Here is a 19848-nt window from a genome sequence, read left to right as displayed (position 1 = left end):
GAGCGCCGCGCGGGCTTGTTGAAACCTCTCTAGCCTCGCATTTCGGCATAAAGAAGGCATCGGGAATCTTTGAAAAATCTGCGGAAATGCTTAACCCTTGGACACATCTATCACCAATCTGGCTGGAGCCGGGCTCCGGGAAGGAAACAATAGTGAGAGGGCTCCGAGTGTTCCGGCTAGCTGTGATTTTCGCCTTTCTGCTCCCGGTCTTGGGCGCGTCTGGCGCGGAGAGCGGTTCCGGCCCGCGCCATGCCATAGCCATGCATGGGGAGCCTCTTTATCCTTCCGGATTTACCCACTTTGCCTACGCAAACCCCGACGCGCCAAAAGGCGGCACCATCACCTATGGCGCGATCGGGTCGTTCGACAGTCTCAATTCATTCATCGTCCGGGGCACATCCGCATTGGGCTTGCGGGAACATGTCTTCGAAAGCCTGCTCGCTCGCGGTTTCGATGAGCCCTTCACGCTATACGGATTGCTCGCCGAAACGGTGGAAGTCCCTGCCGACCGAAGCTGGGTCGCCTTCACCTTGAATCCGGATGCGCGCTTCTCGGATGGCGCGCCGGTAACGGTCGACGATGTGATCTTCTCTCTGGAAACGCTGCGCGACAAGGGACGCCCCAATTACAAGACCTATTATTCCAAGGTCGAGCGCATCGAACCGTTCGGCAAACACGGCGTGCGATTTCACTTTACGCCGGATGGCGACCGGGAAATTCCTCTCATTCTCGGCTTGATGCCGATTATTCCGAAGCACATCTACGGCGAACGAGACTTCGGCGCCGCAAACTTCGATACGCCGCTCGGCAGCGGCCCCTATGTCGTGGACCGTGCTGTGCCGGGCAAACGCATCGTCTATCGCCGCAATCCCGGCTATTGGGGACGGGACCTGCCGGTCAATGCCGGCCACTACAATATCGATGTCATCACCTACGAATATTTCCGCGACACCAATGCCTCCTTCGAAGCCTTCAAGACCGGCATCTACCATGCGCGTCCCGAAGACGACCCGGTGCGCTGGACCACGGGATACGAATTTCCGGCCTTGCGCGATGGAAGGGTAAGGAAGGTCACATTCGAGACCGGCCTGCCATCGGGGATGTATGGCCTCGTATTCAACACGCGCCGCCCCGTCTTCGCAAACCAGCATGTGAGAGAGGCCCTGATCCATCTGTTCAATTTCGACTGGATCAACCGGAACCTCTATTTCGGATCATATGTTCGTACAAAGAGTTTCTTTGACAACTCCGAGCTTGGTTCAAGCGGGAGACCGGCCGATGAGCGCGAACGGAAACTTCTCGCGCCCTATCCGGGTGCTGTCTCGCTTCCCGTCATGGAAAATGGGTGGCGCGCGCCAAAGGGTGATCCCGGGGGGCAAGACAGGGCCAATCGCGCATACGCTGTCTCCCTTTTGGCCACCGCCGGATACGAGATTCGCAACGGCGTAATGACGCATGTAGCCACAGGCCGGCCCCTTCGCTTCGAGATACTTGTAGCAACACCGTCCGAGGAAAGGCTCGCCCTCACCTATACGCGCATGGCGAGCCGCTTGGGAATCGCAATTGCCGTGCGCAATGTTGATCCGAGTCAATATCAGGAGCGCCGCAGCAACTACGACTTCGACATGATCTTCAATAGCTGGTTTTCGTCGCTCTCCCCGGGCAATGAACAGAGTTTCTATTGGGGCTCCGCCGCCGCGGATGTACCCGGCACACGCAACTATATGGGAGTGAAGGAGCCGACGATCGACGCAATGATCGAAGCCATGCTGGCGGCCAAAACCAGAGAAGACTTCACCGCAGCGGTGCGCGCGATGGACCGGGTTCTCATGTCCGGCGCCTATATGATCCCGCTGTTCCACCAGCCCGAGCAATGGCTCGCCCTCTGGGACAAGGTGAAGGTGCCGGAAACGACATCCCTGTACGGGTATCGCAGCAGCACCTGGTGGATAGAGGAGAAATAGCCCGTCGAAGGCTCGCATCGGCCCCCATCTTGTTGCTATCCTTCGGGAAAAGATTTCGAGGGAGGATATAAATGAGAGACCGGGTCGGACAATGGCGCGCGCGCCTGTCCCTGCCGCTTGTCGCCGCGCCGATGTTCCTGATTTCCGGGCCTGAGCTCGTTCTTGCGGCTTGCCGCAATGGCGTCATCGGCAGCTTCCCGACGCCGAATGCGCGCACGGTCGCCGATCTCGATCAATGGCTCGATCGGATCACGACCGGCCTGACGGATAAGGACGCACCCTGGGCCGCGAATATCGTGGTCCACCGGTCCAATTCGCGGCTTGACGAGGATCTCGATCTCGTCATGCGCTACAAGGCGCCGCTGGTCATCACGGCGCTGGGCAGCCCTCGCGCCATCGTGGATCGCGTGCACGAATATGGCGGGCTCGTCTTTGCAGATGTGAACTCGGTGCCGTTCGCGCGCAAGGCTGTGCAAGCGGGCGTGGATGGGCTTGTCCTCGTCGCGGCCGGCGCGGGCGGACACACCGGCAACATGACTGGCTTTTCCTTCGTGCCAGCGGTGCGTGAATTTTTCGACGGGCCGGTGATCCTCGGCGGCGGCATCACCAATGGCGCAGGCATCAGGGCAGCCGAGGTGCTGGATGCGGACCTCGCCTATATGGGCACGCGATTTATTGCCTGCGAGGAAAGCCTTGCCGCGCCCGAATATCGCGACATGCTGGTTAACTCCACGGTGGATGATCTCATTCTCACCCGCGCCATTACCGGCGTCGCCGCGAACTGGCTCAAGCCGAGCATTGCGCGCGCCGGATATGACCTGGATGCGATGGAAAAGAATCCGGACGTGGACTTCACCGACCCGCAATCCGGCGCGAAGCGTTGGGCACATGTCTGGTCGGCAGGACATGGCGTGGGCCTGATCGACAGAACGGAGCCGGCCGCAAGTCTCGTCGCGCGGCTGAAGGCTGAGTACGAGGAAGCACGGAAGAAATAAAAACGGGAACGAATGTTCCGGCATGAAGCTTTGGGAGGAGCGATCATGATACTTGCATCGAAAGCGGAAATTGCAGCTCACACGGCGGCTGGCTGGTGGGGCACGGAAACCACGAGCGCCCGCTTCCGCGCCAATGCGGCGGCAACGCCCGACCGCCTCGCCGTCGCCGACCCGCCGAACCGCGAGGAAATCGACGGGACGGCGCCGAAGCGCCTTACCTATCGCGAGCTTCAGGATCTCGCCGACTCCATCGCCACCGGCTTTCTCGATGCCGGATTGAAAAAGGGCGATGTCGTCGCCGTTCAATTGCCCAATACGGCGGACCTCGTCGCCGTCTATTTCGCAGCCTGGCGCATCGGCCTCATCGTCACGCCCTTCCCCGTACAGTGGCGCGCGCATGAGCTGGGCGATGTGCTGAATTTCGTTGGCGCGAAAGCTGCCGTTACCGCGCGCTCGATCCGCGGCCATGACCATGGCGCCATGTTCGCCGAACTGAAGGCGAAGTGCCCCGCCCTTTCCCATGTCTTCATTTCCGGTGAAACCGCATGGCCCGCTGCGGATACGAAGCGCCTCGATGCGCTGCCACAGGCGGATGCAAACGAGGCCGCCACGATCTGCTGGACCTCCGGCACCGAGGCGCGGCCCAAGGGCGTGCCCCGCAGCCATAATCACTGGATGATCGCGGGCGTGGCCTGCGCCGACGCCGCGCAATTGCAGCCGGGAGACGCGGTGCTCAATCCCTTCCCGCTCGTCAACATGGCAGCGATCGGCGGCTGCTTCATGCCCTGGCTGCTGACAGGCGGCACGCTGGTGCAGCACCATCCCTTCGACCTGCCGGTCTTCCTCCGCCAGCTCGTCGGCGAGAAGATCGCCTATACGGTCGCGCCGCCCGCCGTGCTGACCATGCTGCTCAAGGAAGAGAAGCTGATGGCAAGCCTCGACTTCTCTCATGTGCGCAGCATCGGCTCCGGCTCTGCGCCGCTCTCGCCCTGGATGGTGAAGACCTGGCAGGAGCAATATGGACTCCCCATCGTCAACATCTTCGGCTCGAACGAAGGCACCTGCCTCATTTCCGGCGCAGGCGACGTGCCGGACCCTGAGGAACGGGCGCAGTTCTTCCCGCGCTTTGGTGTGAAAGGTCTCCAGTGGCCTGCGAAAATCGCCGGTGCTGTCGAGACAAAACTGATCGACCTTCAAACGGGCGAGGAAATTACAAAACCCGGCAAACCCGGCGAACTTCTCATCAAGGGTGCAACGCTATTCGCAGGCTATTTCCGTGCTGGCGACGGCGGCGGCCCCGCCGATGCTATCGACAAGGATGGATTCTTCCGCACCGGCGACGTCTTTGAAATCGCCGGACCCGGCAACCGCTACTACCGTTTTGTGGAGCGCGCGAAGGACATCATCATCCGTGGCGGCATGAACATCTCTCCCGGCGAGATCGATGGCCTGCTTGCAGGCCTGCCCAAGATCAAGGAAGCCGCCGTCGTCGGCTATGCGGACCCTGTCATGGGCGAACGCATCTGCGCCGTTGCCGTTCCCGCCGATGGAGAAACGCTGACGCTCGACGATATCCGCAACCACCTCGCGAAAGCCGACATCGCCGCCTACAAGCTGCCGGAGCGTCTCGAACTTGCCCCCGCCCTGCCGCGCAACCCGCTCGGCAAGGTGCTCAGGCGCGAGCTGAGATCGATGATCGGGGAGTAGTCAGCGCGGGTCTTTCGAAAAGATCGCCTCGAGGCTCGTCATGTTCATGCCGTGCTTGACGTAGTTATACGGCGTCACATTGACGGACTTGATGATCGCGCGCTGGATTTCCGTGCCGAGGCTGCCATCGGCGGCGGGCACCATGTCGAAATCGATCACATTGATGCAGGCCGGATCCTGCTCGAAGGCGCGCACGGCAGAAAGCGCACGGGCGAGCGAACACCCCGTCGCCGCCCAGCCAAGCAGCAGCCGGTTGATTCCTTCATGCGCGGTGATGAGCATCGTGTGCCAGCCGGGTTCGGCGAGCAGCCGCTCGAGCGAGCGCACGGCACGGCGCAGCGCATCCTCGAACACTTCGCCGCCGTCGAGCATGGTCGCGCCGGGTTCACCGGCCATGTCGAAATGAAAGGCCATTTTGGCGGCAAGCTCGGCCCGGCTCGAGATCCGGCCGAAGCTGCCGCCATGAATTTCGACAAGCTCCGGCTTTTCTTCGAGGAAGGGCGCCTTGCCCTCCTGCCCGGCAAGCACGAATTCGGCCGTCTGCCGCGTACGCGGGACGCCGGAACAGACCGCGCGGTCGAACGTCACATGTGACAGCGCAATACCGGCCGCCTTCGCCTGCTCCTGCCCGAGCGGCGTCAGCGGCACCACTTTCGTGTCTCCGCCAGCCGCCATGATCTCGGGCCCGAAATAGTCGACATGGCCGTGCCGCATCAGATAGATGCGCCGCCTGCCCGTCGTGCCGGGAAGTGCGCTCAAATCGCATCCGCCTTCTTCAGGCCCGCGACATCGCCGTCGGAGAAGCCCCAATCCTTCAGCGCGCTTTCCGTGTGCTCGCCGATCGTTGGCGCCGGGCCCTGGATCTTCGATTCGGTGCGCGAGAAGCGCGGCGCGATATTGGGCTGTGCCACACCGTCGATCTCGACGATGGTCTCACGTGCCTTGTTATGCGGATGGTTAATCGCTTCCTTGACCGAGAGAACCGGCGCGAAGCAGATGTCGGTGCCTTCCATGATCGCGCACCACTCGTCGCGCGTTTTGGTCTTGAAGACCTCTTCGATCTTTTTCTTCATCGCAGGCCACTGGGCGCGGTCCATCTGCGCATCCCACAGGCTGTCGGTGAGCCCCGCCTTCTCGCGCAGGATGGCATAGAACTGCGGCTCGATGGAGCCGATGGAGATCCACTTGCCGTCCTTCGTCTCATAGGTGTCGTAGAAATGTGCACCGCCATCGAGCATGTTCGTGCCATGCGGCTCCTGCCACATGCCGGATGCAGTAAAGCCGTAGAACATCGCCATGAGCGAGGTCGCGCCGTCCGTCATCGCGGCATCGACCACCTGACCCTTGCCGCTGCGCTGTGCTTCCACGAGCGCCGCCAGCATGCCCATGGCGAGATAGAGCGCGCCGCCACCGAAATCGCCAACGAGGTTGAGCGGCGGCACCGGCTTCTCGCCAGGACGGCCGATCGCATGCAGCGCGCCGGTGAGCGAGATGTAGTTGATGTCGTGACCGGCGGCCATCGCCAGCGGGCCGGTCTGGCCCCAGCCGGTCATGCGGCCATAAACGAGTTTCGGATTGCGCCTCAGGCAGACATCGGGCCCAAGGCCGAGACGTTCCATCACACCGGGGCGGAAGCCTTCCTGCAGGATATCCGCCTTCTCGATCAGCTTGAGACAGGCTTCGACCGACTCGGGCTTCTTCAGGTCGAGCGCCACGGAGCGGCGGCCGCGCGAACCGATGTCATATTTGGAACCGCCCTTCGCGCCCTTGCGGTCGATGCGGATGATGTCGGCGCCCATATCTGACAGCAGCATGGCGCAGAACGGGCCTGGCCCGATGCCTGCGAATTCGATGACCTTGATGCCGCTCAGGGGTCCGCTGCCCATCCGTCTCACTCCCTTGGTTCCACGGCCTTTCACCGGCCGCCATTTCCATTGATTGGGCTGATTTGTACAGGCTGGCGAAAGCCGCGTAAACGCCTCGAAATTCCGCCGCGATCTGACGCAGCGTCGCGCTTGCGAAGCCTGCAGCCGGGCCCTAAAAACCCTGCATGGCCTTACTTGCTCCCTCCATCGCCCGCGGCTTCACCGGCGAGCCCTGCCCCGACCGCTTCAACATGGCGCGCTATTGCCTTGCCGCTTCGGCGGAGCGCACGCCGCTCAAGACGGCGCTGATCGTCGTCTCCGATGCCGATGCGCCACTCGACAAGGCGGAGCGATGGACCTATGGCGAACTCGATCTCGCGGTGCGCAGCGTCGCTGCCGGCCTCCTCGCCGAAGGTTTCAGGCCCGGCGAACGGCTGATGATCCGTATGCCGAATACATCGGATTATGCGCTGGTTTTTTTCGGGGCGCTGGCGGCAGGCATCGTGCCGCTTCCCTCCTCCTCGCAGCTGACAGCCGCGGAAGCCGATTTCCTGCTCACCGACTCCGCAGCGGCGGCGATCGCCGTCGCGCCGGGAATGGAAGTCAGCGCCCCGCCCGGCGTGAAAATCTTGCACCCCGAGACCGTTGAGCGCCTGAAGCTGCATGAGCCGCTCGCGGCCTATGCCGATACCGGGACAAACGATCCCGCCTTTCTCGTCTACACCTCCGGCACGAGCGGCCGGCCGAAAGGCGTCCTCCATGCACAGCGAAGCGCCTGGGGCCGCCGTCCCATGTATCGCGGCTGGTATGGCATCGAACCGGCGGACACGATCCTCCATGCCGGTGCCTTCAACTGGACCTATACGCTCGGCGTCGGCCTCACCGACCCGTGGGCGAATGGCGCGACGACCGTCCTCTACAATGGCGACAAGGATGTGCAGGTCTGGCCGAAGCTGATGGCGAAAACCGGCGCCTCCATGTTCGCCGCCGTGCCGACGCTTTATCGCCAGATCCTGAAATATTGCGATTTGACGCAGTTCGATCTGACGAGGCTTCGCCACGGCCTCACGGCAGGGGAAGCGCTCTCACCCGCTTTGCTCGATCATTGGCGGGAAGCAACCGGCAAGGAACTCTATGAGGCTTTGGGCATGAGCGAATGCTCGACCTATGTCTCGACCGCACCGGGCATGGAAATCCGCGTCGGCAGCCCGGGCAGGCCGCAGCCCGGCCGCTGCATCGCGGCCCTGCCGCTCGATGGCGGCACAGAGCCGCTGCCGCCCGGTGAAACGGGACTGCTTGCCGTCCACCGCTCCGACCCCGGCCTGATGCTCGGCTATTGGCGGCGGCCGGAGGAAGAAGCGGAAGTCTATCGCGGCGAATGGTTCATCGGCGGCGATCTCGCCCGTTTCGATGAAGATGGTTATATGTGGTACGAGGGCCGCGCCGACGATGTGATGAACGCAATGGGTTATCGCGTCTCGCCGCAGGAAGTGGAAGCGGCGCTCTCAGGCCATCCCGATATTCAGGAAGCCGCCGTCACGGAAATGCATGTACGTGAGGGCGTCAGCATTGTTGCTGCCTTCGTTGTTCCGAAGGAAGCATCGGAACCGGATGCAGCCTCTATCCTAGCCTGGGCGCATCAGCGCCTTGCGGCCTACAAATGCCCACGCGAAGTCATTTTCGTTGAAACCTTGCCGCGCACCGCCAATGGAAAGGTCATGCGCCGGGCGCTGCAGAAGAGCTAGTTCGCTTCTGCCCGCGCCTCGTCCCGCGGCGTGTTCTTCGCCTCCTCCGCGGCAAAGCTCACCTCGACCTGCCTCACCCGGTCGATCAGCGCAACGGTCGCCGTCACCGGGCTCGCATCGAGCGCCCAGACGCAGAGAAAGAAACCGGCCACAATGCCGACGATGAAATTGGACATGGCGCCTTCGGCAAGCCCGCCCCCGCTGCCACAACGAATCGTTCTGCAAAGCCTGTGGCTGCGAACATGAAAATACAAGTAGAATCAATGGCTTGTGCCATTCTGATACGCATTGGTGTTCAGTCCCCGCGCACCGCTCCGTGCATTTCCAGAATGGCCCGCGCAGGTCTCGCGTCCGCAAGGCTGACCGAAATGATCGCGAAGCTGGCAAAGAGGAAGCCCGGCAGGATTTCATAGACATCGAAAATGCCGCCCGAAAGCTGCTTCCACACGATCACCGTGATAGCGCCTGAGACCATCCCCGCCAGCGCACCATTGCGGGTCATCCGCCCCCAGAACAATGAGAACAACACGACAGGTCCGAAAGCCGCGCCGAAGCCCGCCCAGGCATAGGCGACAAGCGCAAGCACTGTGCTCTCGCGGTCAAGCGCCAGTGCCATCGCAATCACGGAGATCGCAAGCACTGAAACGCGGCCGGCAATGAGCAGCTCTTGTTCTCCCGCTTGCTTGCGGAAAAGCCGCTTCCAGAAATCCTCGGCAATGGCGCTCGATGAGACGAGAAGCTGCGACGATACCGTGCTCATGATTGCGGCCAGCACAGCGGCCAGCAATATGCCGGCAATGAGAGGCGGGAAAAGGGCCTGCGACAAGGCGAGAAACACCGTTTCCGGATTGGCAAGTGGCGCAGCAGCGAAATTTCCAACGCCCGCAAAGCCTGTGGCGATGGCACCATAAAGCGCCAGCACCATCCATGTCATGCCTATGGCCTGCGCCTGCGGCATGTCTCGCTCATCCTTGATCGCCATGAAGCGCGCCAGGATATGCGGCTGGCCGAAATAGCCAAGCCCCCAGGCCATGAGCGAAATCGCACCGATGACCGTGGTGTCGTGGAAAGCGTCGAAATATCCAGCCCCCGCCGCGGCAGACGCCGCATCAACGGAAGCGCCCCATCCACCCATCCCCGAGATTGCAACCGCCGGAACGATAAGCAGCGCAAGAAACATCATGATGCCCTGCACCGTGTCGGTCCAGCAGACGCCGAGAAACCCGCCTATCGCCGTATAGGACAGGATGCTCACTGTGCCGATGATGAGCGCCACATGATAATCGAGCCCGAACACCTGCTCGAACAGAATGGCGCCGGAGACGAGCCCCGCCGATGTGTAGATCGTGAAGAAGATCAGGATGACGAAGGCGCTCGCAACGCGCAGCATCCGGCTGCTATCCGAAAACCGGTTCTCGAAATAGTCGGGCAGCGTCAGCGCATCGCCCGCGATTTCCGTATAGCGGCGCAGCCGCCGCGCGACATATTGCCAGTTCAGATAGGCGCCCGCGACGAGACCGACGGCAATCCAGATCTGATTGAAACCCGAAGCATATATGGCGCCGGGCAGTCCCAGCATCAGCCAGCCGCTCATGTCGGACGCACCGGCCGAGAGCGCCGCCACGCCGCCATTGAGCCTGCGCCCACCGAGAATGTAGTCCTTGAGATTGACCGTATAGCGATAGGCGGCGACGCCGAGCGCGAACATCGCCACGAGATAGACGGTGATGGTAATGGCGATTGTGCCGCTCATCGCGCGGCCCTCGCCCATCCGGCAATTGAAATGATGACCGCAAGCGCAGGCAGCGCAAGCAGAAACCAGGTAGCGATAGTCAGTCCACCGATCATGGCCCCCCTTGCGGGCCTACATCATCGGTGGCCCGCCCATCTGCCGAGTTAGCCAATATACCGGGGGATGTGCAAGTTCGCTCGCCACCGAATGGCGTTCCGGTGCAACTGCGCCTTCGAGGCTGCGATTGTAGTTGCTGTACTGGCCCTTGTGCCCATGGCGAGGGTCGACCCGATATTCCGCTTCCAGATGTTCATGGGCCGCGGCCAGCTTGCCTCCGAAGACGACGACAGCCTCCGTCGGGTCGAGACGCACGCCAGAAATCCGAATATGAAACCGCCGATCAATTTTCCCACGGGAAGCTCCTCGAGCCGCATTGCGGAAGGATTCGGGAAAATTATGATCTTGGATGGTTAACAAAAGCCGACAGGGCTTGAATGCCGCAGAAACCCTAGAGCGATTGACCGTCATCCACAGTGAAGAGCGAACCTGTGATGAAGCGACCGTGATCCGAAACGAGCAGCAGCAAGGTGCCGTCGAGGTCTTCCTCGAGCCCGAGGCGGCGGCGCGGCCAGGTCTTGATCTGCTTCTGGCCGCCCTCCGACTGGAACCACTCGGAATTGAGTTCCGTCTCGATGAAGCCGGGGCACATCGCATTCACATTGATCTGGTGGCGGGCCCATTCCTTGCCGAGCGACCGGGTCATCATCGCGACCGCCGCTTTCGTCATGCAATAGATGGTGAGACCCGGCAGCACAGTATGCGCGCCGATCGAGGCAATGTTGACGATACGTCCGCCTTGCCCGCGCGCCATCATGGAGCGGCCCGCCGCCTGCGCCATGAAGAAGGCGCCGCGCACATTCGTGTCGAACATTGTGTCGAAACCTCCAGGCGTGACATCGGCAGGCAGCGCCTGAACATTCATGCCGGCATTGTTGATGAGAATGTCGAGCGGTCCGAGCTTCGCTTCCGTCTCGGCCACGCAATCGGCGATGCTCTGCGTATCCGTCACATCGAGCGTAATCGCCGCTGCCGTTCCGCCGATGGCTTCGATCTCCGATTTGAGGTCCGAGAGCCGTTCGACGCGCCGCCCGGTGATCGCGACCTTTGCCCCGGCCTTGGCGAGAACGAGTGCAAATCGGCGTCCGAGTCCGCTTGTAGCCCCCGTGACAAGCGCCACCTTGCCCGAGAGATCATATTCCGGCAGCCTGATTTCCGTCGCGTCGCCCATGCTCTTTGCCCTGCATCTGCTTGTTTTGATTGCCGTTTTCTGTTTGCGGCATCCTAGATGTCATGTTGCCCCGGTCAAGGCCGCAACCGGCTTGCTCTCATCCGGCCGCTCTTCGCATAATCAGGAAAACGCTGAAGCCGGAGGGAGGCCAGAATGAAGCTCGACGTCGTATCCGATACGGTTTGCCCTTGGTGCTACATCGGCAAGAAGCGGCTCGATCAGGCGCTGGAAATGCATGGCGGCGAAGGCATCACGCTTGTCTGGCGTCCCTTCCAGCTCGACGCCACGATCCCGGCCGGCGGCGTCGACCGCAAGACCTACATGGAAAAGAAGTTCGGCGCCGAGCGCGCAAAGGAAGTGGGCAACACAATCCGCGAATTCGGCAACGCAGTCGGTATCGACTTCCGTTTCGACCTGATCGGGAAATCGCCGAATACAATGGACAGTCATCGCCTGATCCGCTGGGCAGGCACCGCGGGCTGCCAGAACGAAATGGTCGGCATCCTGTTCCGCCGCTATTTCGAGCAAGGCGAGGATATCGGCTCGCATGACGTGCTTGTCGATGCGGCCGGGGAAGCCGGCATGGACACAGACATTGTACGTGACCTGCTTTCCAAGGATGCCGACAGAGATCTCATTGCCAGGGAAGACGCTGTGGCGCGCGAGATCGGTATTCAGGGTGTTCCGAGCTTCGTCATCAATTCGCAATGGGTCGTCACCGGCGCGCAGGAGCCGGAAACGTTGGTGCGCATGTTCAACAAGCTTCTGGCGCGAGAGGCTGAGCAAGCAGCTGCTGGCTAGGCGGCGGCCAAAAGGGGGAAATCAAATGACGGCACAACCATCCGTGCTCGGGCAGCGGCTTCTGCTGCTCGGCATGATCCTGTTCATGATCGGACTGCTGACCGGTTTCGTTTCCGGCACATTCGAAAATCCGCGTATGGGCCTGTCCGCTCATCTCGAAGGGCTGATGAACGGCACCTTCCTTGCCGTGCTCGGCCTCTTCTGGCACCGGCTTGCTTTGGGTGCCAAAGCATCTGCTGTTGCGTTCTGGATGGTCGTCTATGGCGCATATGCGAATTGGCTGGGTGTTCTGCTCGGCGGCATCTGGGGCGCTGGCGCCTCTATGATGCCCATCGCCGCAAAGGGACTTACGGGCACGCCGGTTCAGGAAGGCGTCGTCGCCTTTCTGCTGATCTCAATCTCGATTGCGATGGTGATCGGTGTTGCCATGATCATCTGGGGATTGTGGCGCATGGAAAAGCAGGGCTGACAGGCGTCAGCCCCGTGCTCCATTTCTCGTATGCCGCCGCCTGATTACTTCTTGCGGCCGCCGAAATCCGGTTCTTTCTTCTCTGGCTACGAGTAGAAGGCCTGACGGCGCGCATCGTCGTCCACGTCGCATTTCTTTTCATACTGCGCGCGGTCAACTGCTTCGTACTTGCCTTTAAGTGTGGCAAATTCATCGGCCCGATCTTTCGTGAATGCGGTGCCGATCAGCAACGGCATGGAAACGAAAAGAAAGCCCGCCACAAATGCAGCGTCGGCATCCGCATTTTCTTCCTGCAGATCGCCGATTTCCTTGGCCTTTGTGATAATCGAACTGCGCTCCTGCGCAAGCTCATCGCACGTATAGTCCGAATATTCCTTCGGACTGACATAGGCGCTCTGGATTTCGTGAGTGCGTGGTGCGCAGCCGGCCGGCACGAAAGAGGCCGCAACTGCAGCAATAATATAGTTTTTCTAGAGTACCCCCAATAAATGCCCGTTCGGATTATGCCACTATACTTTTATTGGGCAACCGGAAATCCGTAGGCATTGGAAAGGGATCAGGTGGGCTTTGCCTGCCCAGCCAGCTTGGCAAGTGTCGACATCAGCCGATGGGTGCCCGAAAGCCGCTCGGCGGGCGTCTCCCAGTCCCGCATGAAGACAAGCTTGTGATCGGGCCGGAGCTTCGCTTTGCCACGTTCATCGTTGATGAGTTCCACCAGTGCCGCCGGATTGGGGAATGTGTTTTCGCGCAGTGACAGCACAACGCCTTTCGGTCCGGCCTCGATCTTTTCTACATTCGCCGTGCGGCAGAGCCCTTTGATCTCGACGATCTTGAGCAGGAACTCGACCTCTTCCGGCAGCTTGCCGAACCGGTCGATAAGTTCCGCTGCGAAGCCATCGATCTCTGCCCTCGTCTCGACGCTCGAAAGGCGCCGGTAGAGCGCCATGCGCGCATCGAGATCCGGCACGAAGTTTTCAGGGATCAGAACCGGCGTGCCGACATTGATCTGTGGCGACCATTGCCCGTCCTCCTCAAGGCCGCCCCGCATCGAGGCAACGGCTTCCTCGAGCATCTCCTGGTAAAGCTCGTAGCCGACTTCCTTGATGTGGCCGGACTGTTCGTCGCCCAGCAGATTGCCTGCGCCGCGAATATCGAGATCGTGGCTCGCGAGCGAGAAGCCTGCGCCAAGCGAGTCGAGAGATTGCAGCACGCGCAGCCGCTTCTCGGCGCCGGGCGTCAGCGTACGATGCGGCGGCACGGTCAGATAGGCATAGGCGCGAGCCTTGGACCGCCCGACGCGCCCCCGAAGCTGATAGAGCTGCGCCAGGCCGAACATGTCGGCGCGATGGACGACGAGCGTATTTGCCGTCGGAATATCGAGGCCGGATTCGACAATCGTTGTCGAGACGAGCACATCATATTTGCAGTCATAGAAGGCCGTCATCTTGTCTTCGATTTCGCCCGGTGCCATCTGCCCATGCGCGGCGATGAACTTCACTTCCGGCACATATTCCCGCAGGAACTCCTCCGCTTCGGCGAGATCGGCAATGCGCGGCACGACATAGAAACTCTGCCCTCCGCGGAAATGTTCGCGCAGCAGCGCCTCGCGCAACACGACCGGATCGAATGGCGAAACATAGGTGCGCACCGCCAGGCGGTCGACCGGCGGCGTCGCGATCAGCGACAATTCGCGCACGCCGGAAAGCGCAAGCTGCAGTGTCCGCGGAATGGGTGTCGCCGTCAGCGTCAGCACATGAACCTCCGCGCGCAGCTTCTTCAGCTGTTCCTTGTGCGCCACGCCGAAATGCTGCTCCTCGTCCACGATCACGAGGCCTAGATTGTGGAACTTCACCTGCTTGCTGAGCAGCGCGTGGGTGCCGATCACGATGTCGACTTGCCCGCTCGAAAGGCCCTCGCGCGCTTCTGCCATGTCTTTCGCGTTCACAAGTCGTGACATCTGCCGGAGCTTGAGTGGCAGCCCGTGAAAGCGTTGGCTGAAGGTCCGGTAGTGCTGGCGCGCGAGGAGCGTCGTCGGGACGACGACGGCAACCTGATAGCCGGCCATCGCCGCAACGAAGGCGGTGCGCAGCGCGACTTCGGTCTTGCCGAAGCCGACATCGCCGCAGATGAGCCGGTCCATCGGCCGCCCGCGTGCAAGATCTTCGAGAACGGCTTCGATGGCCTGTTCCTGATCTTCCGTTTCCGTGAAGGGAAAACGCGCGCAGAATTCGTCATAGGCGCCCGGCACCGGCTCCATGACCGGCGCAGTCTTCAGCTCCCGCGCGGCGGCAATCTGGATAAGCTCGGCCGCCATTTCCCGGATGCGCGCCTTGAGCCGCGCCTTGCGCGCCTGCCAGCCCGCGCCGCCAAGTCGATCGAGTGCCGCGTCGCTGTCGTCAGCGCCATAGCGCGACAGGAGTTCGATGTTTTCGACCGGCAGATAGAGCTTGTCGCCGCCCTGATAGACGAGCAGCAGGCAATCATGCGGCGCCCCCATGACTTCAATCGTCTGAAGCCGTTCGAAGCGGCCGATACCGTGATCGACATGAACGACGAGGTCGCTGGGCGACAGGCTGGATGCTTCCGTCAGGAAGTTCTCGGCCCGCTTTTTCCTCCGCTGGCGGATCAAGCGGTCTCCGAGAATGTCCTGTTCGCTGATGATCGCGAGATCGTCTGTTTCGAATCCGGCTTCGAGACCGAGAACAATCAGCGAAACTGTCGATTTGCTAACGCTGTTAACATCGGCCCAGTTATCGGCAATGAGCACATTTCCGATACCGTGATCCGAGAGCACATGCTGCAGTCTGTCCCTTGCGCCATCGCTCCAGCTTGCAATGGCAATGCGCTTGCCCGCGCGCCGCAGACCGGCAATATGGCCGCCCAGAACTTCAAAGATATTCGTGCCGTCCTGTGCGCGCTCAGGCGCAAAGTCCCGGCCCTGCTTGCCGCCCAGATTCATGCCGGCACCTTCCGGCACACTGAACGGCGTCAGCTCTCGTAGCCGCCGTCCGGCGAAGAGATCGCGCCACTCGTCATCGGCAAGGTAGAGCGCATCGGGCTTCAGCGGCTTGTAGCTCGGCGCATCGGCGGCAAGCTTCGCCGTACTTCCCTGTTGCCTGGCTTCGGCGCGTGCGTCGTAATAATCGGCAATGAGTTCGAGCCTCGCCGACTTTGCTTCATCGATCTGCGCATCGAAGCAGATCAATCCCTCCGGCACATAGTCGAAGATCGTTTCCATGCGCTCGTGGAACAGTGGCAGCCAATGTTCCATGCCCGCATGTTTGCGGCCCTCGCTGACCGCGGCATAAAGAGGGTCATCGCCGGTCACCGCGCCAAGCGTGGCGACATAGGCAGCGCGGAAGCGGCGGATGGCATCGGCGTCGAGATGGATTTCGCTCGCCGGAACGAGATCGAGACCCTTCAGCTGTCCAACGGTTCTTTGCGTCGCTGCATCGAAGCTGCGGATCGCATCAAGTGTGTCGCCAAACATGTCGAGCCTGACCGGAAGCTCGAATCCGGACGGATAGATGTCGATGATCCCACCACGAACGGCAAACTCGCCCGGTTCGCGCACGGTCCCTGTGCGGTTATAGCCATTGGCGGCGAGATAGGCGGTCAGAGCATCGAGATCGACCTGATTGCCCGTGCGCAGCGACAGGGCGGATCGGCTCACCACCGCCTGCGGCGGTACACGCTGCAGCACGGCGTTTACCGTCGTCAGCAGCAGCACTGGGGTGCTTACGGGTGCAGCCTTCAGCGCTGCAAGCCGCGACAGCGCCGCCATGCGCCGCGCGCTGATATCGGCATTGGGCGAGACGCGATCGTATGGCAGGCAATCCCATGCCGGAAAGATGACGATCTCGATCTCCGGCGCGAAGAAGCCGAGCGCTTCGGCCATTGCAGCCAAGCGCGTATCGTCTCGCGCCACATGAACCGAAACGGTACTCCTGCCCCTGGTTGCGCGCACCATATCCGCGAGCACAAGAGCGTCGAACCCCTCCGGGGTCTCGCCGAGGGTCAGCCGGCCCGGCGCCGAAACAACTTCAGAATGGCTTTTCAAGGATATGGCCGGCAGCCGTCAGCGGCTGATCGGTCCCTTCATGTGGTTGAACGTCTGGATACGTGCGAACAGGGCATGATCATGTTCGGACGGTACATTTTCGCGTCCGGTGAGCCAGTTGTAGAGCTCGGTATCTTCGGCCGAGATCAGTTCCTCATAGGTGTCGAGCTCGGAATCGCTGAGCGAATCCAGAATACTATCGGCGAAGCGCCCGAGGATAAGGTCCATCTCCTTGATGCCGCGGTGCCAGGACCGGAACTTGAGTTTCCGGAGCCTGATACTGCGATCCTCGTCCTTTTCGTCGCCCATTCGCCTGTCTCCTGTCCGCATCGGCGGGATATAGACCGGGACGGGTCATATGTCATTAGAATGCCTCATGATTCTCGTCATTTGCCGGAGCGCGGGTCATGCGCCCTGAAGTCCTATTCCCGCTTTTCGCGCCGGCACGTTCGCTGCCGGGCATAGGGCCGCGACTGGAACAGCTCGTGGAAAGGCTGGCCGGGCCAAAGGTAGTCGACCTCCTCTGGCACCTCCCCTCCGGCCTTATCGACCGTCGCAGCCGGCCCAAAATCTCCGAAGCGCGGGACGGCGAGATTGCGACCATTGAGGTCATTGCCGGGCTCCATGTGCCGCCGCGAACGAAGCGGCTTCCCTATCGCGTCCATGTCTCGGACGAAACCGGCGAGATGCAGCTCGTCTTTTTCAATCCCCGTGCCGACTACCTCGCCAAGGTTTTGCCGGAAGGCAGTCGGCGCATCGTTTCCGGGCGCATCGAGTTCTATCAGGGAGCGCCACAGATGACCCATCCCGATCATATTGTCGATCTGGCCGAGAGCGCCGGCTTGCCCCTGCTCGAACCGGTCTATCCCTTGACCGCAGGCCTGCCTCTCAAGTCTGTGCAGAAGGCACTGCGCGCCGCCCTGCCGCTTCTGCCCGATCTGCCGGAATGGCAGAACGGCCCCTGGCTCAAATCGAATGCCTGGCCGTCCTGGCGCGCTTCACTATATGCCGCGCATGAACCGCAATCCGCCGCCGATCTGGCGCCGGGGGCCCCGGCCCGTGCCCGGCTCGCCTATGATGAATTGCTGGCAAACCAGCTTGCGCTCGGGCTTGTCCGCCTGCGAATGAAAAAACTGCCGGGACGATCGATCGAGGGTGACGGCCGCCTGTGCCGCAAGGTCGAGGATGCGCTCCCCTTCGCCTTGACCGGCGCACAGGTCCGTTCGCTGGCTGAGATCAAAACCGATATGAAGGCACCGCATCGCATGTTGCGCCTGCTGCAAGGCGATGTCGGCAGCGGCAAGACGATTGTTGCACTGCTGGCCATGCTCAATGCCGTCGAAGCAGGCTTTCAGGCCGCCATGATGGCGCCAACCGAACTCCTCGCCCGCCAGCACCACGCCACCTTGCAACCGCTTTGCGAGGCCGCAGGCATTCGGCTTGCGCTTCTGACGGGCCGTGAGAAGGGCAAGCCGCGCGAGGAAATTCTGACGGCGCTCGCCGATGGAGAAATAGATGTTCTTGTTGGCACCCACGCGCTCTTTCAGGAAGACGTCGCCTTCAATGCGCTGGCACTCGCCGTTGTCGATGAACAACATCGCTTCGGCGTCCATCAGCGTCTCATGCTCACATCGAAGGGAGGGCCCGGTACGGACGTGCTGGTGATGACGGCAACGCCCATACCGCGCACGCTGACGCTTACCGCCTATGGCGACATGGACGTCTCGAAACTTGACGAGAAGCCGCCGGGACGAAAGCCGGTCGATACGCGTGCGCTGCCTCTCGACCGGCTCGACGAAATCGTTGCCGGCCTTCCTCGCGCTCTTGCTCGTGGTGCGCAGATTTACTGGGTCTGTCCCCTTGTCGAGGAATCCGATGAGGTCGATGCCGCGGCGGCCGAAGAGAGATACAAGCACCTGCATTCCATCTTCGGCGAATTCGTCGGCCTTGTTCACGGACGCATGAAAGCCGCTGCCAAGGACGCCGTCATGGCGCGCTTCGCGGCGGGAGAAATCAAGATTCTCGTCGCCACAACGGTTATCGAAGTCGGCGTCAATGTGCCTTCGGCCACCGTCATGGTCATAGAGCATGCCGAGCGTTTCGGCCTCGCCCAGCTTCATCAATTGCGTGGACGTGTCGGCCGTGGTGCGGATAAATCAAGTTGTCTTTTGCTTTATCAGATGCCGCTCGGAGAAACCGCCGAAGCCCGCATCAAGATCATGCGTGAGACGGAGGATGGTTTTCGGATTGCGGAGGAAGATTTGCGTCTGCGGGGCGCCGGCGAACTGCTCGGTACGCGTCAGAGCGGCCTGCCGCGCTTTCGTATCGCAGATATTGAAACCCACAAGGAGCTTCTTGCCGCCGCCCATGACGATGCGCGCATGATCGTGGAACGCGACCCGGAACTCGAAACGGGACGCGGAGCGGCGCTTCGCACCCTGCTCTATCTCTTCGAGCGTGACGAGGCGATCCGCTATCTCAGGTCAGGCTGACGGCAGACGGGCATTTCCGACGGTCACCGCTTCGGGTGCAGCGTCGCCCTTCCGGCGCGGCGGCTCCACAAGACCGGCGGAGATTATCATTTTCGCGCCCTCCTCGATCGTCATGTCGAGAACCTGAATGTCGTCCTTCGGCACGAAGAGAAGATAGCCGGATGTCGGGTTAGGCGTCGTCGGCAGAAATACGCTGACAAGCTCGTCATGCTCCACGCGATCGAGGATCTCGTATTTCGTTTGTGTCGTGATGAACACAAGGCAGTAGAGCCCCCTGCGCGGATACTCGATCAGCCCCACCTCGCGGAAGGAGGCATTGGACTGCGAGATGACGGTCTCGAATATCTGCTTCAGCGCACCATAAATGCTGCGAACGACCGGCATCCGCGCAACGAGTCTCTCGCCCACGTTGAGCACGGTTCGTCCGAAGATATTTGCGGTCAGTGCACCAAGCAGCGTGAGCAAAACGAACGCAATCAGAAGCCCCAGCCCCGGAATGTCGAAAGGCAGATAATTGTCGGGCTGATAAGCATCCGGCAGGATCGGCGTGAACCATGTGTCGATCAGGTCGATGAACCAGCGCGTGATCCAGATGGTGAGGCCGATAGGCGCCGCGACCACGAGACCTGTCAGGAAATAGTTCCGGATCCGGGTCATCAGCCGGGGCGACTTGCCCGGAAGAATCAGGTGCGGTTCGGCCCCGCTCTCGTGCGGATTTTGATCGTCTGGA

General features: G+C 61.4%; 17 protein-coding genes. 7 read left to right on the top strand and 10 right to left on the bottom strand.

All coding sequences use genetic code 11. From position 1 onward, the window contains the following. The first annotated feature begins 167 nt into the window (after window positions 1-167). The 3 genes from ACK4FH_RS12630 to ACK4FH_RS12620 all read left to right on the top strand — a co-directional run bounded on the left by ACK4FH_RS12630 (window position 168) and on the right by ACK4FH_RS12620 (window position 4666). Complete coding sequence (locus ACK4FH_RS12630) at window positions 168-1964, top strand: extracellular solute-binding protein (RefSeq protein WP_409814221.1); 1797 nt, start codon at window positions 168-170, stop codon at window positions 1962-1964. A gap of 71 nt (window positions 1965-2035) precedes the next feature. Continuing rightward, entirely contained in the window at window positions 2036-2959 is a 924-nt protein-coding gene (locus tag ACK4FH_RS12625) for an NAD(P)H-dependent flavin oxidoreductase (RefSeq protein ID WP_409814219.1), read from the top strand. 45 nt (window positions 2960-3004) lie between these two features. Next, window positions 3005-4666: a class I adenylate-forming enzyme family protein gene (locus ACK4FH_RS12620; RefSeq protein ID WP_409814217.1), complete on the top strand. Its 1662-nt coding sequence runs from the start codon at window positions 3005-3007 to the stop codon at window positions 4664-4666. Here the strand turns inward: ACK4FH_RS12620 and ACK4FH_RS12615 are convergent, their stop codons facing one another. Then, complete coding sequence (locus tag ACK4FH_RS12615) at window positions 4667-5425, bottom strand: histidine phosphatase family protein (RefSeq protein ID WP_409814215.1); 759 nt, start codon at window positions 5423-5425, stop codon at window positions 4667-4669. Beyond that, window positions 5422-6552: a CaiB/BaiF CoA transferase family protein gene (locus ACK4FH_RS12610; protein WP_409814212.1), complete on the bottom strand. Its 1131-nt coding sequence runs from the start codon at window positions 6550-6552 to the stop codon at window positions 5422-5424. Before ACK4FH_RS12610 ends, ACK4FH_RS12615 begins: the two co-directional genes overlap by 4 nt. A 164-nt stretch (window positions 6553-6716) precedes the next feature. Here ACK4FH_RS12610 and ACK4FH_RS12605 point away from each other — a divergent pair, with 164 nt between their 5' ends. Then, window positions 6717-8276: an acyl-CoA synthetase gene (locus ACK4FH_RS12605; RefSeq protein WP_409814210.1), complete on the top strand. Its 1560-nt coding sequence runs from the start codon at window positions 6717-6719 to the stop codon at window positions 8274-8276. Here ACK4FH_RS12605 and ACK4FH_RS12600 read toward each other — a convergent pair. The 4 genes from ACK4FH_RS12600 to ACK4FH_RS12585 form a co-directional block, all read right to left on the bottom strand. Next, complete coding sequence (locus ACK4FH_RS12600; protein ID WP_409814208.1) at window positions 8273-8452, bottom strand: hypothetical protein; 180 nt, start codon at window positions 8450-8452, stop codon at window positions 8273-8275. The genes ACK4FH_RS12605 and ACK4FH_RS12600 overlap by 4 nt on opposite strands. Before the next feature lie 119 nt (window positions 8453-8571). After that, window positions 8572-10029: a sodium/proline symporter PutP gene (gene putP, locus ACK4FH_RS12595; RefSeq protein ID WP_409814206.1), complete on the bottom strand. Its 1458-nt coding sequence runs from the start codon at window positions 10027-10029 to the stop codon at window positions 8572-8574. Between the two features lie 111 nt (window positions 10030-10140). Further along, window positions 10141-10536, bottom strand: coding sequence for a hypothetical protein (locus ACK4FH_RS12590; protein WP_409814204.1), 396 nt, complete (start codon window positions 10534-10536; stop codon window positions 10141-10143). Beyond that, the gene (locus ACK4FH_RS12585) at window positions 10517-11296 is read right to left on the bottom strand and encodes an SDR family NAD(P)-dependent oxidoreductase (protein WP_409814201.1); all 780 of its coding nucleotides are present in this window, start codon (window positions 11294-11296) and stop codon (window positions 10517-10519) included. Before ACK4FH_RS12585 ends, ACK4FH_RS12590 begins: the two co-directional genes overlap by 20 nt. 153 nt (window positions 11297-11449) lie before the next feature. Between ACK4FH_RS12585 and ACK4FH_RS12580 the strand changes: the two genes are divergently transcribed. Then, complete coding sequence (locus ACK4FH_RS12580; protein ID WP_409814199.1) at window positions 11450-12097, top strand: DsbA family oxidoreductase; 648 nt, start codon at window positions 11450-11452, stop codon at window positions 12095-12097. 25 nt (window positions 12098-12122) lie between these two features. Next, window positions 12123-12566, top strand: coding sequence for a hydrogenase (locus tag ACK4FH_RS12575; RefSeq protein WP_409814197.1), 444 nt, complete (start codon window positions 12123-12125; stop codon window positions 12564-12566). An 86-nt stretch (window positions 12567-12652) separates the two neighbouring features. On the opposite strand, the gene ACK4FH_RS12570 is transcribed toward ACK4FH_RS12575, so the two are convergent. The 3 genes from ACK4FH_RS12570 to ACK4FH_RS12560 all read right to left on the bottom strand — a co-directional run bounded on the left by ACK4FH_RS12570 (window position 12653) and on the right by ACK4FH_RS12560 (window position 16935). Further along, window positions 12653-13000, bottom strand: coding sequence for a hypothetical protein (locus ACK4FH_RS12570; protein ID WP_409814194.1), 348 nt, complete (start codon window positions 12998-13000; stop codon window positions 12653-12655). 122 nt (window positions 13001-13122) lie between these two features. Then, a complete protein-coding gene (gene mfd, locus ACK4FH_RS12565; RefSeq protein ID WP_409815285.1) occupies window positions 13123-16632 on the bottom strand; it encodes a transcription-repair coupling factor in 3510 nt (1169 codons plus the stop codon). A gap of 12 nt (window positions 16633-16644) precedes the next feature. Beyond that, on the bottom strand, window positions 16645-16935 hold the full coding sequence (locus ACK4FH_RS12560; RefSeq protein ID WP_409814191.1) for a succinate dehydrogenase assembly factor 2: 291 nt from the start codon (window positions 16933-16935) through the stop codon (window positions 16645-16647). Window positions 16936-17033: 98 nt separating this feature from the next. On the opposite strand from ACK4FH_RS12560, the gene recG reads away from it, so the two are divergent. Then, the gene (gene recG / locus ACK4FH_RS12555) at window positions 17034-19118 is read left to right on the top strand and encodes an ATP-dependent DNA helicase RecG (protein ID WP_409814189.1); all 2085 of its coding nucleotides are present in this window, start codon (window positions 17034-17036) and stop codon (window positions 19116-19118) included. Here the strand turns inward: recG and ACK4FH_RS12550 are convergent. After that, window positions 19110-19775 (bottom strand): DUF502 domain-containing protein, encoded by a 666-nt coding sequence (locus tag ACK4FH_RS12550; RefSeq protein WP_409814187.1) that lies wholly within the window; start codon window positions 19773-19775, stop codon window positions 19110-19112. The genes recG and ACK4FH_RS12550 overlap by 9 nt on opposite strands. Between the last annotated feature and the right edge of the window lie 73 nt (window positions 19776-19848).

The sequence above is a fragment of the Parvibaculum sp. genome (genome assembly GCF_046297875.1).
GTDB lineage: Bacteria > Pseudomonadota > Alphaproteobacteria > Parvibaculales > Parvibaculaceae > Parvibaculum.
This window is presented reverse-complemented; position numbering and strand designations above follow the sequence as displayed.

Coding starts and splice junctions, on each gene's coding strand:
- ACK4FH_RS12575 (WP_409814197.1), top strand. CDS start 12,123: ATGACGGCACAACCATCCGTGCTCGGGCAGCGGCTTCTGCTGCTCGGC.
- ACK4FH_RS12590 (WP_409814204.1), bottom strand. CDS start 10,536: ATGACGGTCAATCGCTCTAGGGTTTCTGCGGCATTCAAGCCCTGTCGG.
- ACK4FH_RS12605 (WP_409814210.1), top strand. CDS start 6,717: ATGGCCTTACTTGCTCCCTCCATCGCCCGCGGCTTCACCGGCGAGCCC.
- ACK4FH_RS12625 (WP_409814219.1), top strand. CDS start 2,036: ATGAGAGACCGGGTCGGACAATGGCGCGCGCGCCTGTCCCTGCCGCTT.
- ACK4FH_RS12585 (WP_409814201.1), bottom strand. CDS start 11,296: ATGGGCGACGCGACGGAAATCAGGCTGCCGGAATATGATCTCTCGGGC.
- putP (WP_409814206.1), bottom strand. CDS start 10,029: ATGAGCGGCACAATCGCCATTACCATCACCGTCTATCTCGTGGCGATG.
- ACK4FH_RS12560 (WP_409814191.1), bottom strand. CDS start 16,935: ATGGGCGACGAAAAGGACGAGGATCGCAGTATCAGGCTCCGGAAACTC.
- ACK4FH_RS12550 (WP_409814187.1), bottom strand. CDS start 19,775: ATGACCCGGATCCGGAACTATTTCCTGACAGGTCTCGTGGTCGCGGCG.
- ACK4FH_RS12580 (WP_409814199.1), top strand. CDS start 11,450: ATGAAGCTCGACGTCGTATCCGATACGGTTTGCCCTTGGTGCTACATC.
- ACK4FH_RS12610 (WP_409814212.1), bottom strand. CDS start 6,552: ATGGGCAGCGGACCCCTGAGCGGCATCAAGGTCATCGAATTCGCAGGC.
- ACK4FH_RS12600 (WP_409814208.1), bottom strand. CDS start 8,452: ATGTCCAATTTCATCGTCGGCATTGTGGCCGGTTTCTTTCTCTGCGTC.
- ACK4FH_RS12620 (WP_409814217.1), top strand. CDS start 3,005: ATGATACTTGCATCGAAAGCGGAAATTGCAGCTCACACGGCGGCTGGC.
- recG (WP_409814189.1), top strand. CDS start 17,034: ATGCGCCCTGAAGTCCTATTCCCGCTTTTCGCGCCGGCACGTTCGCTG.